General features: G+C 67.4%; 12 protein-coding genes. 3 read left to right on the forward strand and 9 right to left on the reverse strand.

Annotated features, from left to right (window positions below):
* Nucleotides 1-2 precede the first annotated feature (2 nt).
* The 5 genes from J8I33_RS24605 to J8I33_RS24625 all read right to left on the reverse strand — a co-directional run bounded on the left by J8I33_RS24605 (nucleotide 3) and on the right by J8I33_RS24625 (nucleotide 5,384).
* Nucleotides 3-941: a glycosyltransferase family 2 protein gene (locus tag J8I33_RS24605; protein WP_050012287.1), complete on the reverse strand. Its 939-nt coding sequence runs from the start codon at nucleotides 939-941 to the stop codon at nucleotides 3-5.
* 10 nt (nucleotides 942-951) lie between these two features.
* The gene (locus J8I33_RS24610) at nucleotides 952-2,547 is read right to left on the reverse strand and encodes a DHA2 family efflux MFS transporter permease subunit (RefSeq protein ID WP_050012286.1); all 1,596 of its coding nucleotides are present in this window, start codon (nucleotides 2,545-2,547) and stop codon (nucleotides 952-954) included.
* A complete protein-coding gene (locus tag J8I33_RS24615; protein ID WP_209939328.1) occupies nucleotides 2,544-3,827 on the reverse strand; it encodes a glycosyltransferase in 1,284 nt (427 codons plus the stop codon). The genes J8I33_RS24610 and J8I33_RS24615 overlap by 4 nt, the downstream gene beginning before the upstream one ends.
* Before the next feature lie 17 nt (nucleotides 3,828-3,844).
* The gene (locus J8I33_RS24620) at nucleotides 3,845-4,414 is read right to left on the reverse strand and encodes an isoprenylcysteine carboxylmethyltransferase family protein (protein ID WP_209926974.1); all 570 of its coding nucleotides are present in this window, start codon (nucleotides 4,412-4,414) and stop codon (nucleotides 3,845-3,847) included.
* Between the two features lie 67 nt (nucleotides 4,415-4,481).
* Entirely contained in the window at nucleotides 4,482-5,384 is a 903-nt protein-coding gene (locus J8I33_RS24625; RefSeq protein ID WP_050012283.1) for an alpha/beta hydrolase, read from the reverse strand.
* Nucleotides 5,385-6,103: 719 nt separating this feature from the next.
* Here J8I33_RS24625 and betI point away from each other — a divergent pair.
* The 3 genes from betI to betA are packed head-to-tail and all read left to right on the forward strand — an operon-like array spanning nucleotide 6,104 to nucleotide 9,907.
* Nucleotides 6,104-6,688 (forward strand): transcriptional regulator BetI, encoded by a 585-nt coding sequence (gene betI, locus J8I33_RS24630; RefSeq protein WP_050012282.1) that lies wholly within the window; start codon nucleotides 6,104-6,106, stop codon nucleotides 6,686-6,688.
* Between the two features lie 32 nt (nucleotides 6,689-6,720).
* Complete coding sequence (betB, locus tag J8I33_RS24635) at nucleotides 6,721-8,190, forward strand: betaine-aldehyde dehydrogenase (protein WP_209939329.1); 1,470 nt, start codon at nucleotides 6,721-6,723, stop codon at nucleotides 8,188-8,190.
* A gap of 16 nt (nucleotides 8,191-8,206) precedes the next feature.
* The gene (gene betA, locus J8I33_RS24640) at nucleotides 8,207-9,907 is read left to right on the forward strand and encodes a choline dehydrogenase (protein ID WP_209939330.1); all 1,701 of its coding nucleotides are present in this window, start codon (nucleotides 8,207-8,209) and stop codon (nucleotides 9,905-9,907) included.
* A gap of 74 nt (nucleotides 9,908-9,981) precedes the next feature.
* Here the strand turns inward: betA and J8I33_RS24645 are convergent, their stop codons facing one another.
* The 4 genes from J8I33_RS24645 to J8I33_RS24660 form a co-directional block, all read right to left on the reverse strand.
* Complete coding sequence (locus J8I33_RS24645; RefSeq protein ID WP_124555525.1) at nucleotides 9,982-11,085, reverse strand: hypothetical protein; 1,104 nt, start codon at nucleotides 11,083-11,085, stop codon at nucleotides 9,982-9,984.
* Nucleotides 11,086-11,325: 240 nt separating this feature from the next.
* Nucleotides 11,326-11,829: a hypothetical protein gene (locus J8I33_RS24650; RefSeq protein WP_050012278.1), complete on the reverse strand. Its 504-nt coding sequence runs from the start codon at nucleotides 11,827-11,829 to the stop codon at nucleotides 11,326-11,328.
* 121 nt (nucleotides 11,830-11,950) lie between these two features.
* The gene (locus J8I33_RS24655; protein ID WP_050012277.1) at nucleotides 11,951-12,775 is read right to left on the reverse strand and encodes an OmpW family outer membrane protein; all 825 of its coding nucleotides are present in this window, start codon (nucleotides 12,773-12,775) and stop codon (nucleotides 11,951-11,953) included.
* A gap of 73 nt (nucleotides 12,776-12,848) precedes the next feature.
* On the reverse strand, nucleotides 12,849-14,102 hold the full coding sequence (locus J8I33_RS24660) for a DUF2957 domain-containing protein (protein WP_124555524.1): 1,254 nt from the start codon (nucleotides 14,100-14,102) through the stop codon (nucleotides 12,849-12,851).
* Nucleotides 14,103-14,113 lie beyond the last annotated feature (11 nt).

A 14,113-nucleotide genomic window follows, 5' to 3' on the forward strand; every position in this document is an offset into this window, starting at 1 on the left:
CGTCACCCCTGCCGAACGCGCTGCGCCCGCGCAGCCAGACGCGGCCGCGTGCGCTCGAGCGGGCCGAGCCGGCCGAACAGGCCGTCCGCGACGCCGAACAGGATGCCGGCCAGCTTCGCGCGCTTGTCGCGCTCGACCAGCGCGATCTGCACGACCTGCCACAGGGTCAGCAGGTTCGGCACGAGCGCCACCGGAAAACGCAGCCCGTACTGCATCCCGAGCTGCACCGCATTGCGCGCGCTGTAGTAGCGCCGTTGCCACGAGTGATTCATCGACGTCATTTCAAAAGGGCCGATCGCGTGCCGCTGCTTTGCGCCGATCCGATGCGTCAGCACCAGCGACGGCACGACATAGAGCGGCACGTTGCGCGACAGCGCGCGGAAGCTGTATTCGGTATCGACGTGATCGATGAACAGCGTTTCGTCGAAACGGCCGAGCACGTCGAACGCGTCGCGCGACACGACGCAGCCCGACGAAATCAGGAACGCGCAGCGCTGCATCGGCGTGCCCGGGTCGATGTGCAGGCGGCGCACGCCGATGCCGTTCGTCGCGAGTTCGGGCAGGAAGCTGCGTGCGTTCTCGTCGAAGATGCGCGGGCCGGCCAGGAACGCACGCCCGGCGAGCCCCGCGCAGACGTCGCGCATCGTCGGAAAATAGGCAGCCGGCACCGACGAATCCTGGTCGAACAGCGCGACCGCGTCGATGCGGTCGCGAAACAGCGCCGCGAGCCCCGCGTTGTACGCGCCCGCGATGCCGCCGCGATTGCCGTGATGCAGCAGCGCGATGCCTTCGCGTGTGCACAGTTCACGGGCCCGCGCATCGGGCTGCGGCGTGTTGTCGACGACGAGCAGCGCGTCGCACGCGTGCCGCCATCCGCGCAACGCGTCGAGTTGCGCGTCGCTCGGGTGATACAGGATCACGAGTGCGCCGAGTGTCGTCATGATCTGCTCCTCAATGTCCGAACGATGCGGCCGCGCCGCGTTTCGGCCGCGTCAGCCACATCATCGCGGCGAGTGCGACACACGTCATGCTCGCCATCCAGAACATGTCGTTGGTCGCCATCATGTAGGCCTGCTGCATCACGACGTGATGCAGCGTCGTCAGCTCGCGCACGCCGTCCACGCCCATCGCGTTCAGCGCATGCACGAAGCGTTGCGTGTTCGCCGATGCATGCGTGACCGATTGCGACACGACGTCGTAGTGATAGGTCGCGCGGTTGTCCCATAGCGTCACGCTCATCGCGGTGCCGAACGCGGCCGACAGCGTGCGCAGGAAATTCGACAGACTCGACGCGGCGGCGAGCCGGTCGTCCGGAATGCGCGACAGCGTCGCGGCGGTCAGCGGAATGAAGAAGCACGGCAGCCCGATCCCCTGGATCAGCCCGGGTGCGGCGATCTGCGCGAACGTCATCTTCAGCGTGAAATGGGCGTCCCAGGCGAGCACGGCCGCGAACACGAGGAAGCCGAACGTCGCGAGCACGCGCGCGTCGAAGCGGTGCGCATGCAGCCCGACGAGGATCGAGAATACGAGCGCGAGCACGCCGAGCGACGCGGTCGCGAGCCCCGCATGAAACGCGTTGTAGCCCATCACGGCCTGCATCCACAGCGGGAACACCACGCCGACCACGGAGAAGCTCATCATCCCGAGCGAGATGATCAGCACGCAGAACGAGAACGTGCGGTCGCGAAACAGGCTCAGATCGACCACCGGATGCGCTTCGCCTGCTTCCCAGATCAGCAGCGACACGATCGCGAGCGCCGCGACCACCGCGAGCGTGACGATCAGCGGCGAATCGAACCAGCCGCGGTCGTGGCCGAGATCGAGCATCGCCTGCAGCGAGCCGACGCCGATCACGAGCAGCACGATGCCCGGCACGTCGATCGGACCGGCCGCGCCGCGCTGCGCGTCGGGGCGCAGCATCGCGGTGCACACCGCGAACGAGAACAGCCCGATCGGCAAATTGATCAGGAAGATCCACGGCCACGAGAAGTTGTCGACGATCCACCCGCCGACCACCGGCCCGAAGATCGGCGCGAGCAGCACCGTCATCGCCCACAGCGCGAGCGCGATCGTGCGTTGGGTCGGAGGAAAGGTGCGCAGCAGGATCGTCTGCGACAGCGGCACCATCGGCCCCGAGCACAACCCCTGCAGCGCGCGGCAGATCACGAGCACGTGCAGGTCGCGCGCGAGCCCGCACAGCAGCGACGTCAGCGTAAACAGCAGCACCGCGCCGACGAACAGCCGCAACTCGCCGACGCGGCGCGCAAGCCAGCCGGTGAGCGGCACCGCGATCGCGGCCGCGACCGAATACGAGCTGATCACCCACGTGCCCTGGCTGTTCGACACGCCGAGACTGCCGGAGATCGCCGGCACCGCGACGTTGGTCACGGTCGAGTCGAGCACTTCGATGAAGGTCGCGAGCGACAGCGCGAACGTCAGCAGCGCGAGCCGGATGCCGCGCACCGGCTGCGCGGCGGGCACCGGCGCCGACACGTCGAGCGCGGACGGCGCGACGGGCCCGTCGTGCAGCGGCGATGCGGTGCTCATGTGCCGGCCACCGCGGCATCGGCCCGCGCGGCCGCCCGCCCGCGCTTCGGCACGAAGCGTTCGATGAAATCGGCGGCCGCGCCGCAGCCGTCCGGCACGGCCGCGAGCAGCGCACGCGTACGCGCCGCATGCACCGCGAACGCGGGTTCGTCGAGCACGCGCGCGAGCGCCGCGCCGAGCCGCGCGCCGTCGAGCGGCCCGTCGACCCGCACGCCGCAACCGTTCGCGACGACGCGTTGCGCGTTGTCGAACTGATCGTGCGCGAACGGCGTGACGACCTGCACGATCCCGGCTTCGCACGCGAGCGCCGCCGTGCCGATCCCGCCGTGATGCACGAGCGCGCGGCAACGCGGCAGCAGCGTGCGCATCGGCACGAAGCGGCGCACGAGCAGCCGGTCGCCATCCTGCGCCGCATCGTGCGGCGTCAGCAGGATGCCGCGCGCGCCGGTCGCGCGCAGCGCGTCCGCCACCGCACGCGCATACGCCGCGTGATCGACGAGCGTCGAACCGGCCGTGAACACGACCGGGGCTTCGCCTGCCGCGAGAAACGCATCGAGTGCCCCATCATCGTCGGAGGTCGAAATATCGTTGAACAGCGGAAAACCGCTTTGCAGATGGTTCGACGGCCAGTCCGGCTGCGGCGGCGCGAACCACTGGGGAAACAGGCACAGCACGCCGTCGGTCGAATGCAGCCAGCGGCCGAGCACGCGCCGCGCGGGCACGAGCCCGAGTTCGCGGCGCACCGCGTCGAGCGCCGGGCCGCACACGCGGTCAAGCACCTGCCGCTCGATCAGCGTCATCAGCGCCGACTTCACCGGCAACGGCCAGCGCGCCGGAATCGTCAGGCGCGGATGAGTCGGCGGCGCATGCGCGGACAGCAGCGTCGACGGCGATACCTGCACCGACACGTACGGCGTGCCGTGCAATTCCTGCATGAAGCGCGCGGAGAACGCCCATAGCGTGCCGACCAGCACCGTGTCGGCATCGGTCAGCGCGCGCAGCGCGTCGTAATGCGGGCGCAGCGTCGGCGCGATCACCTGCCACAGCGTGCGGAACGACGTACGCGGATCCCACAGCGCGGGGTTCGCCATCGCCGCGTCGTAGTCGGCCGCGGTGCCGACCGGCACGAACGCGAACCCGCAGCGGCGCACGGCCGCCTCGAACGGCGCGTGCGTGCAGAACACGACGTCGTGACCGCGCGCGGCGAGCGTGCGCGCGACGCCGAGCAACGGATGCACGTCGCCCGCCGAACCGATCGCGGTCACGATCATCTTCGCCATCGCGCGCCTCGCGGGGGTCAGTAGAAGCCGGGGATCAGCGCCGCGACCTCGCGGCGGTACTGCGCATAGGCCGGCCCGAAATACCCGGTCAGCCAGCTCTCCTCGACGCGCACCTTGTACGCGAGCGACGCGAACACGAGCAGCACGCCGAGCGCGCCGCGCCATTCGCCGCCGATCAGCGCGGCGCCGACCAGCGCGATCAGGCAGCCGGTGTAGATCGGGTGACGTACGAACGCATACGGCCCCGTGCGCACGAGTTCGTGGTCTTCCTTCAGCGTGACCGACACGCTCCAGTTCGTGCCGAGATGCAGCCGCGCCCATACCGAGAACAGCAGGCCGGCCAGCAGCACCGCGAGCCCGCACTGCGCCTGCAGGCCGAAGCGCTGCCAGTCGGGCGCGAGCGCCTGCCACGACGGATCGGGCAGGATGATCAGCGCGCCGCCGACGATCAGCGGAATCGACTGGAGCGTGCGCGAGCGCGATGCCTCCTTGCGTACGGTCGTCTTGACGCGCTGCGACGTGGCGATCCAGTAAGCGAGCCACGCGGCCCACGGAACGACGATGGCGATGGTCTGAACGATATTCACGGCTGGCCTGCCTCGTTGGGATGGGAATTCGGATGCGCGGGACGTGCCCGCTGCTCGACGGACGGCGTCACGACGACAGCGCGTGCATCGGCGCGGGCACGCATGCGTGCGCGGCGGCACGTGCAATGCCGGCCGCGGCGGGCGCTTCGCCGCAGAAGAAATCGAGCAGCGCGGTACGGGTGGCTTCGCGCTGCGCGCGGCCTTCGATGTCGAGGAAATGGCCTGCGTCGGGCACCGTCGCGAACCGTGCGCGCGCCACATGCGCGCCAAGCTGCCGCACGTCGGCCGGCGTCGTGTATTCGTCGCGCTCGCCGTTCAGGAACAGCAGTTCGCAGCCGATGTTCGAGAACTCGCTGAAGTAGCGCTCGGGCTGCAGCGACAGGATCTGGTCGACGTGGAACGCGACCTGGTCCTGCTCGTCGCGCGGCAGGCGCGTGAGATAGCGGTAGTTGTACAGCTTCATGATGCGCGGCAGATAGCGGCCGACCGTGTCGTTCAGCAGCTGCGCGGCCTTCAGGTTCTCGCCGGCCGCGATGTGGTCGCGGGCCCGCGTCACGTAGTCGATCATCGCGTCGTTCAGGAACGGCGAGAACGAACAGATCGCCGCGCGCCGCACGCTCGGGCAGCCGCGCGCGAGCGCGAACAGCGACGCGACGCCGCCCCACGACACCGACACGAGGAACGCCGGCGCGAAGTGTTCGACCAGGTACTGGAGGATCGCGGCTTCGTCGTCCTTGGTCAGGATCGAGCAGCCGGGGTTGTGCTGGCGCGACTGCCCCGCATACGGCAGGTCGAAGCAGATCGTGTTGATCCGCTCGCCGAGATACTGGACGGTCTGGCCGAACGACGCGGTCGTCGCGAGCGCGCCGTTGACGAGCATCGCCGTGTCGAAGGCCGGATCGAACACGTTCCGTTCGACATAAACCTTCAGACCATTCGGCAGCGGGACCACGTGTTTTTCGGTCGGCATCGTCGTTCTCCGGTGAATGCGGCGTCTCGACGTCGCGGCATGCTGCAGCTGCGCAATGGCTGACGTCGGGCCCGTGCGCGATCGATGGACGCGCCGATTGCCGACGCACCGCGGCAATTGCCGGCGGCGCCATTCATTCCTCGTGGTGCGGCGCCATACTAATACGGTCGATATTGCTCACTCAAGTCATTCCAAAAATCCCTCTACTCGGCCCGGAAATCCGCCAGATTCAAATTTATTTGTCGATTTCTATGGTATGCAGAATCTCAAAAAAGACGATGGCAATCGTTTGCGAGCAATCCTCCTCAGCGTTAAAAAAACCATACTTATTCATTAATATCAATGAGTTATGAAGTTTAAATCGGCGGATTCAAACGGTTTCCGCAAAACCACCCACCTTCACCATCCGATTTTACGATTTCATATCGTGAATGATTTTTCAGATTTCGACATTCTTTCCATTTGTAATGAAATCGAGCATGGAAACGGTCCTCCGCATTGCATCATGTTTTCACGAATCGTTTTAAACAGATTCAAACTTAATTAATCTTCTTTCAACTCGTTTTTCCGCACCTGCACATGGCTCCGGCGGCGACGATCCTTCCCGTTTGGAACGCCGCCCGCCGTTCGGCCCCGATTTTTTGTTGATTGAACGATCAATAAAAAACCGCTAAGCTCTCGACTTCCATGGACGGCCCGCCCGGGCGAAGGGAGTCGCGATGCCGAAAGTCGGAATGCGGGAGATACGCCGCGCGCAGTTGATCGACGCCACGCTGCGCTCGATCGACGAAGCGGGCCTGCCCGGCACGACGCTCGCGTCGGTCGCGCAACGCGCGAACATCTCGACGGGCATCGTCAGCCATTACTTCGGCGACAAGGACGGCCTGCTCGAAGCGACGATGCGGCACGTGCTGCGCGACCTGTGGTCGGCCACCACGCGCCGCCGCGTCGCCGCACGAAAAGACCCGCGTTCGCGGTTGCGCGCGGTCGTCGCCGCGAACTTCGACGTCACGCAGGTCAGCGCGCCGGTGATGAAGACGTGGCTCGCGTTCTGGTCGCAGAGCATGCACGACCCGATGCTCAAGCGCCTGCAGCACGTGAACACGCGGCGCCTGCATTCGAACCTGTGCGCCGAATTCGCGAAGGCGTTGCCGCTCGCGAAGGCGCGCGAAGCCGCCAGCGGCCTCGCCGCGCTGATCGACGGCCTGTGGCTGCGCGGCGCACTCGCCGGCGGCCCGATCGACACCCGAGCTGCTTTGAAGCTCGCCCACGATTACATCGACCTGCTGCTCGCGTCCGACTGACGCGCGACGCAGTCGCCCTCAAGGAGATCCTCATGTCCGTATACGGTTTGCAGCGCCTCTACATCGGCGGCGGTTACGTCGATGCCACCAGCGGCAAGACTTTCGACACCTTCGATCCCGCCACCGGCGAACTGCTTGCGCAGGTGCAGCAGGCGAGCGCGGCCGACGTCGACCGCGCCGTTGCGTCCGCGCAGGAAGGCCAGCGCGAATGGGCCGCGATGACCGCGATGCAGCGCTCGCGCATCCTGCGTCGCGCGGTCGACCTGCTGCGCGAGCGCAACGACGAACTCGCAGCGATCGAAACGCGCGACACCGGCAAGCCGATCGGCGAGACGCTCGCGGTCGACATCGTCACCGGCGCGGACGTGATCGAGTACTACGCGGGCCTCGCGACTGCGATCGAAGGGCTGCAGGTGCCGCTGCGTGCCGAGTCGTTCGTCTACACGCGCCGCGAGCCGCTCGGCGTGTGCGCGGGCATCGGCGCGTGGAACTACCCGATCCAGATCGCGTGCTGGAAGACCGCGCCCGCGCTCGCGGCCGGCAACGCGATGGTGTTCAAGCCGAGCGAAGTCACGCCGCTGACCGCGCTCAAGCTCGCGGAAATCTATACGGAAGCCGGCGTGCCGGCCGGCGTGTTCAACGTCGTGCAGGGCGACGGCTCGGTCGGCGCGCTGCTCACCGGCCATCCGGACATCGCGAAGGTGTCGTTCACCGGCGGCGTCGAAACCGGCAAGAAGGTGATGTCGCTCGCCGGCGCGTCGTCGCTGAAGGAAGTGACGATGGAACTCGGCGGCAAGTCGCCGCTGATCGTGTTCGACGATGCGGATCTCGATCGCGCGGCCGACATCGCGGTCACCGCCAACTTCTTCAGCTCGGGCCAGGTCTGCACGAACGGTACGCGCGTGTTCGTGCACCGCTCGGTCAAGGACGCGTTCACGCAGAAGGTGCTCGAACGCGTGAAGCGCATCCGCGTCGGCAAGCCGACCGATGCCGACACCAACTTCGGCCCGCTCGTCTCCGCCGCGCAACTCGACAAGGTGCTCGGCTTCATCGAGAGCGGCAAGGCCGAAGGCGCGAAGCTGCTCGCGGGCGGCACGCGCCTGACCGACGGCCACTTCGCGAACGGTCAGTACGTCGCGCCGACCGTGTTCGGCGACTGCCGCGACGACATGAAGATCGTGCGCGAGGAAATCTTCGGGCCGGTGATGAGCATCCTCGATTTCGAATCGGAGGACGAAGTGATCGCGCGTGCGAACGACACGCACTACGGGCTCGCGGCCGGCGTCGTGACCGAGAACCTGTCGCGCGCGCACCGCACGATCCATCGCCTCGAAGCCGGCATCTGCTGGATCAACACGTGGGGCGAATCGCCGGCCGAAATGCCGGTTGGCGGATACAAGCAATCCGGTGTCGGGCGCGAGAACGGCATCACGACGCTCGAGCACTACACTCGAATCAAGTCGGTGCAGGTCGAGCTCGGCCGCTACAACCCGGTGTTCTAAGACAAGGAGATCCGTCATGACGACACGCGAATACGATTACATCATCTGCGGCGCGGGTTCCGCGGGCAACGTGCTCGCAACGCGCCTGACGGAAGATCCGGACGTCACGGTGCTGCTGCTCGAAGCGGGCGGTCCCGACTACCGCTTCGACTTCCGCACGCAGATGCCGGCCGCCCTCGCCTATCCGCTGCAGGGCCGCCGCTACAACTGGGCGTACGAGACCGACCCCGAGCCGCACATGGACAACCGCCGGATGGAGTGCGGGCGCGGCAAGGGGCTCGGCGGCTCGTCGCTGATCAACGGGATGTGCTACATCCGCGGCAACGCGCTCGACTACGACAACTGGTCGACGCACAAGGGCCTCGAGAACTGGACGTATCTCGACTGCCTGCCGTACTTCAAGAAAGCCGAGACGCGCGACGTCGGCCCGAACGACTATCACGGCGGCAGCGGCCCCGTGTCGGTCACGACCAGCAAGCCGGGCGCGAACCCGCTGTTCGAGGCGATGGTCGACGCGGGCGTGCAGGCCGGCTATCCGCGCACCGACGACCTGAACGGCTATCAGCAGGAAGGCTTCGGCCCGATGGATCGCACCGTCACGCCGAAGGGCCGCCGTGCGAGCACCGCGCGCGGCTATCTGGATCAGGCGAAGGTGCGGCCGAACCTCGAGATCGTCACGCACGCGCTCGCCGATCGCATCCTGTTCGACGGCAAGCGCGCGTCGGGCGTCACGTACCTGCGCGGCAGCGAGCGCGCGACCGCGCATGCGCGCCGCGAGGTGCTCGTGTGCAGCGGCGCGATCGCGTCGCCGCAACTGCTGCAGCGCTCGGGCGTCGGCCCCGGCGCATGGCTGAAGGCACTCGACATTCCGGTCGTGCTAGACCTGCCCGGCGTCGGCCAGAACCTGCAGGACCACCTGGAGATGTATATCCAGTACGAGTGCAAGGAGCCGGTGTCGCTGTACCCGGCGCTCAAGTGGTGGAACCAGCCGAAGATCGGCCTCGAATGGATGCTGAACGGCACGGGCCTCGGCGCGAGCAACCACTTCGAAGCGGGCGGCTTCATCCGCACGCGCGACGACGACCTGTGGCCGAACATCCAGTATCACTTCCTGCCGGTGGCGATCAACTACAACGGCTCGAACGCGATCGAGATGCACGGCTTCCAGGCGCACGTCGGCTCGATGCGCTCACCGAGCCGCGGCCGCGTGAAGCTGCGCTCGCGCGACCCGAACGACCATCCGAGCATCCTGTTCAACTACATGGCCGAAGCGCTCGACTGGCGCGAGTTCCGCGATGCGATCCGCGCGACGCGCGAGATCATGCGGCAGCCGGCGCTCGACCGCTATCGCGGCCGCGAGCTGAATCCGGGCGCCGATTGCAAGAGCGACAAGGAACTCGACGCGTTCGTGCGCGCCCGCGCGGAAACCGCGTTCCATCCGTCGTGCTCGTGCAAGATGGGTTACGACGACATGGCGGTGGTCGACGAGGAAGGCCGCGTGCACGGGCTCGACGGGCTGCGTGTCGTCGATGCGTCGATCATGCCGATCATCACGACCGGCAACCTCAATGCGCCGACGATCATGATCGCCGAGAAGATCGCGGACAGGATTCGCGGGCGCAAGGCGCTTGCGCGTGTGGATGTGCCTTACTTTGTCGCGAACGGCGCACCGGCGCGCAACGTCGCGAAGGCCGTGCGGCAGCCCGAGACGGTCTGACGAAGGCGGCCGCCCGCACCGGGCGCCGCGATACCACTCCTGCGGCTCGCGGCGTTCTCGCCGCGAGCCGCGTTTCATTGGGCCGGCTCGTTTGCGCTGCGCGGCCGCGCAGCCGACACGCTCCGCGTCCGCATCCGCTTGGCGCGGACGATCGGGTTCCAGCGCGACGTCAGGCTCATCGCGTCGCGCAGGCGCTCGAACGCGGCATCCTCCGTCGGCCCGAAGCGGCTGACCGCCGGCCACGCGAGCACGTGGTCGACACACGTCTGCCAGATGTCGCCATGAAACCTGCGGCCGATTTCCCGCACCGTATCCGGTGCGGCGATCGCGATGCCCGCCAACAGGTAATAGGCCCAGAAGCTGCCCGCACCGACGAGCCGATCGAGCCGGCACACGGCGAGCGCGGCAAGCAGCCCGTCCGTCGATGCGAGATCGGCGCGATGCGCGCGGATCGCGCGCGCGACGAGATTGTGCTGACCGCCGTACGCCTGAACGGAAACGCCGTGGCCAGCCGCAAGCTCCGCGGAGAACGTCGCGAGCGCAGCCATCTCGTCGATACGCGCGGCGTCGTCGCGCGGGCCACAGGCGCGCAGCACGATCGCGTCGATCACGGCGCCGGGACGGGCCGGCGTTTCCGTGCCCGTTGTCGCGACCGCCGTCGGATTTTCTCTCAGGTTCTTCGCAGGTGGCGTCTCGCGCGGCCCGTCGTGTTCGTTCGCGATGCATGCGCCCGCGTCGTCGCCGCTGCGTTCGACGCCGCCGGCAATCCGTTCGAGCGCGGCCCAGCCGAGTTCGGGATCGTCGAATGCGCACGCATCGATCACGCCGTGCGCGGTGTCGAATACGGCACGCGAGCCCGGACAGCAACGTTCGGCTTGCGCGAGTTGCTGCGCGGAAGGCACGTGCGAGCATGCGCCGGGCGAATCGGCCGGATCGCACGCGCAGCCGCTGCCGTCCGTCGCGATCCACGGGACCAGCCGGTGAAGCACGGCCCTCGCTTCGCGGGACAGGCTCGCGCCAGCGCCCACATGTATCGCGTGCGATGGGACGACAACCGGGTCGCCGGCGCAAGCCGCCCCGTCGAGATGTTCGATCAGGTACTGCAGCCACGCGGCCGTGCGCAGCCGGTCGGGCGTCGCGCCGCGGGCGTCGCCATACTTTGCTGGATCGGTAAGCATGGGTCGTCCGGGATGGTTCTGGCTAATTGACCTGGTTTTGTTTCAATCGAATCGGGCGGCGCAGTACGCGACGCCGCCCTGCCACTCCGCCCGTGCCGGATCGCGACACGGGCGGTCAACCGGCCGCCGCGCCGATACGCGCGACGGCTCGACCCCGTCGAAGCATCGAAGCCGCGAAAACCCGCCGCGCTTGCCGCACGGCCCTCGCGCGCGGCGGGTTCCGCTTCGATCGCGCGACGCTTACTGCACGTGGAACTTCGGCGACGTCAGCACCGTGCCGCCCACCGTGCAGTCCGGCGTCAGCGTCGCGTTGTTGAACGTCAGCGACGAGTTCGCATCGCTCCACGCCGTCACGACCTTGCTTGGCCCGCACGCGCCAAGCAGCGTAACGTTCACCTTCACGTTGTTGATCGACAGCTGCGTCGTGCTGTCGGCCTGCCCGGTCCACGGCGACGTGCTGCTCGCGCTGCCGCTGATCAGCGAGCACGTCGCGCCGCCCGTGAACGTCGTCGACGTGATGTTGACGATGCCGGTCGACGTGATCGTGCCGTTGAAGGTCGCGGTACAGGCCGCCGTGATCGACCCCTTGCTCAGGTTCGTGAGACCCGATGCGGAGAACGGCTCGCCGTTCGGGTTCATCGGCTGACCGTCCGCGCGCGAAACGGTGACCGCGAAAGCAGGCGCGGCCGAAACCGCGGTGAAAGCCACTGCAGCAACAAGCGATACGATTTTGCGAATGCTCATTTGAACTGCCCCCTCTCTTCACAAATGGCGGCACGCCGCCAGGAACGCGATCTTCCGGCCGGAACCCTCCGGCCAGCCGGTCGCAGGAAGCCGCCGGCACGCGTCATGCGCGCCGGTCGGCTCAGAACTTGTAGGAAATCCCGACGAACGTGATCAACGGGTCGGCCTTCAGTCGCGTGCGCGTGGTCGCGAGCGTCGAACCGTCGGCCGCCTTGATCACCAGCGACGAGTAGGTCTTCAGCGGCATGTACGTCAGCGTCGCCGTGAGCCCCCAGTGCTTGTCGATCGCATAGCTCGCGCCGACGTTGTAGACCGGCGTGAACGACGACGACGCCTTGCCCTCGACCGACGTCGCGCCCGGCTTGCCGGCGCCCGCCGCGAGCACGCTGCCGAGGTTCTCGTTGATGTCCTTCGCGAAGTTGCCGTTCAGCTCGATGTTGCTGAACCAGCTGTAGGCCACGCCGATCCCGACGAACGGACGGAACTTCGCCGTCGGCGAATTGAAGTAGTACTGCAGAATGACCGTCGGGCTCCACTGCCGCGCGTTCTTCACGGCCGGCTGGTTCGCCGACTTGTCCATGTCGACGTTGCCGAGCGCGCCGGCCGGGCCGGGCGGCCTGATCACGCCGTGTCCGGTCAGCGTGAATTCCGGCGGCACGCCGAGCACCGACGTCACCGCGATGTGATCGGTGAAGAAGTGCGTGAGCGTGAGGCCGACCGTGTCGGCGTTGTTGACCGTCAGGCTCGTGCCCGGCGACGTGAACGAGCCGGGCAGGCGCAGCGGCCCGTTGATCGGCATGCTTGCAAGATTCGTCGTCAGCCCGTTGGTCGAATCCTGCGGCATGATGTGCAGCCAGCCCAGCGTCGCGACGTTGTCGCCCGCCTGCTGGGCCGATGCGAGCGTCGACACGCCTGCGACGACACCCGCGACAATCAGCTTCTTCATGAAGTCTCCCCCTCATTCTGTCGGGGCGCTGCGCATTCGCGCGCGGCGCCGCCGTGTCTCCATCCACACGCGGTCACTGCACGAACGCGCCGACCGTGAAGTACGGATTGCTCGTATCGGCCATGTCGAGGAACCCGAACACGCCGCCGGTGAACACGAACTTGCCGGTCGCCGGCCCCGACGCCGCGTCCGCGTGCACGGTCGTCACGACGCCCGGCACTGTCTGCGTGTAGTCGAGGTTCAGCGCGCGCGTGAGCGCGGCCTGCGACGCATTGAACGGATCGAGCAGCGTGGCCTGCGCGCCGACGAGCGCGGTCGCGCGGTAGTTGAACGCGCTGTCGACGCCCGTGTACTCGCCGTTCTGCGAGCCCTGGGAGACCGCCGTCTGCGGGCTCAGGAACGAGATGCCCGATTCGTCGTCCGCGCTCGGCGCCCCTTGTGTGAGGTCCGCATTCGCGGCGCCGGTGCGGATGAAGATCGGCACGAGCTGGTTGCGCAGCTTGCCGACGATCAGGATCCCCTTGCCGGCCTTCGCCGGATCGAGCGCCGCGAGCGTCGGCGGAATCTGCGGCTGGTAATTGAGCGACTGGAATGCCGGCGCATCCGGGCGCAGCGTGAACGGCTGGTTCACGGTCGCGCTCGACGCCAGCGGCTGCCCGCCGTTCTTCTTGCCGAAGTTGTCGGTTTCCGTATAGCTGCCGTCCGCGTTGATCGTCACCTTCTGGTCGAGCGCCACCGGCTGGAAGTTCTGCGACGGCACCTGGTGATAGCCGAGCTGGTTGTACGTGCCGGCGATCTTCGTCAGGTCGGTTTCGAGCGACGAGAAGCTGATGAACGGGTAGTACGGGAACGTCGTCTTCGGGATCTTGCCGACGCCGATCACGCCGTCGAACTGGATCGTCGCGCCGGGGATCGCGCCGCCCAGCACGCCTTCGCCGAGAAACAGCCGCGCGGGCCTGCTCGGGTCGAGGCTCGCGTTCTGCATCCGGAACGTGCACTGGTTCAGCTTCACCGTGGGCAGCCCCGTTTCGTCGGCCAGCGTGCCGTCGACCACGTTCGCGGGCGCGGTGTCGCGCGTCGGCTGCACGGTGCCCGCGGTGGTCGGCACCGGCGACGCGAGGTAGGTCATCCGGTACGTCATCTTCGTCGTGTCGAGCTGCACCTTCACGAGCTCGCCCGACCCGGAGCCTCCGACGAACACCGTGTTGTAGTCGATCGTCTGCGGGCACAGCCGGACCACCGGCGCCGGCGGCGGGTCGCCGTCGCCGCCGCATGCGGCCAGCACGGGTGCGACCGATGCCGCGGCCATCCAATGCTTAAAATTCATAGGAATCCTCT

Source organism: Burkholderia sp. AcTa6-5 (genome assembly GCF_017815075.1).
GTDB classification, from domain to species: domain Bacteria; phylum Pseudomonadota; class Gammaproteobacteria; order Burkholderiales; family Burkholderiaceae; genus Burkholderia; species Burkholderia sola.

Bases quoted from the DNA above. Each gene is read 5' to 3' on its own strand.
- J8I33_RS24605 (WP_050012287.1), bottom strand. From the start codon at position 941: ATGACGACACTCGGCGCACTCGTGATCCTGTATCACCCGAGCGACGCG.
- J8I33_RS24610 (WP_050012286.1), bottom strand. From the start codon at position 2,547: ATGAGCACCGCATCGCCGCTGCACGACGGGCCCGTCGCGCCGTCCGCG.
- J8I33_RS24615 (WP_209939328.1), bottom strand. From the start codon at position 3,827: ATGGCGAAGATGATCGTGACCGCGATCGGTTCGGCGGGCGACGTGCAT.
- J8I33_RS24625 (WP_050012283.1), bottom strand. From the start codon at position 5,384: ATGCCGACCGAAAAACACGTGGTCCCGCTGCCGAATGGTCTGAAGGTT.
- betI (WP_050012282.1), top strand. From the start codon at position 6,104: ATGCCGAAAGTCGGAATGCGGGAGATACGCCGCGCGCAGTTGATCGAC.
- betB (WP_209939329.1), top strand. From the start codon at position 6,721: ATGTCCGTATACGGTTTGCAGCGCCTCTACATCGGCGGCGGTTACGTC.
- betA (WP_209939330.1), top strand. From the start codon at position 8,207: ATGACGACACGCGAATACGATTACATCATCTGCGGCGCGGGTTCCGCG.
- J8I33_RS24645 (WP_124555525.1), bottom strand. From the start codon at position 11,085: ATGCTTACCGATCCAGCAAAGTATGGCGACGCCCGCGGCGCGACGCCC.
- J8I33_RS24650 (WP_050012278.1), bottom strand. From the start codon at position 11,829: ATGAGCATTCGCAAAATCGTATCGCTTGTTGCTGCAGTGGCTTTCACC.
- J8I33_RS24655 (WP_050012277.1), bottom strand. From the start codon at position 12,775: ATGAAGAAGCTGATTGTCGCGGGTGTCGTCGCAGGCGTGTCGACGCTC.
- J8I33_RS24660 (WP_124555524.1), bottom strand. From the start codon at position 14,102: ATGAATTTTAAGCATTGGATGGCCGCGGCATCGGTCGCACCCGTGCTG.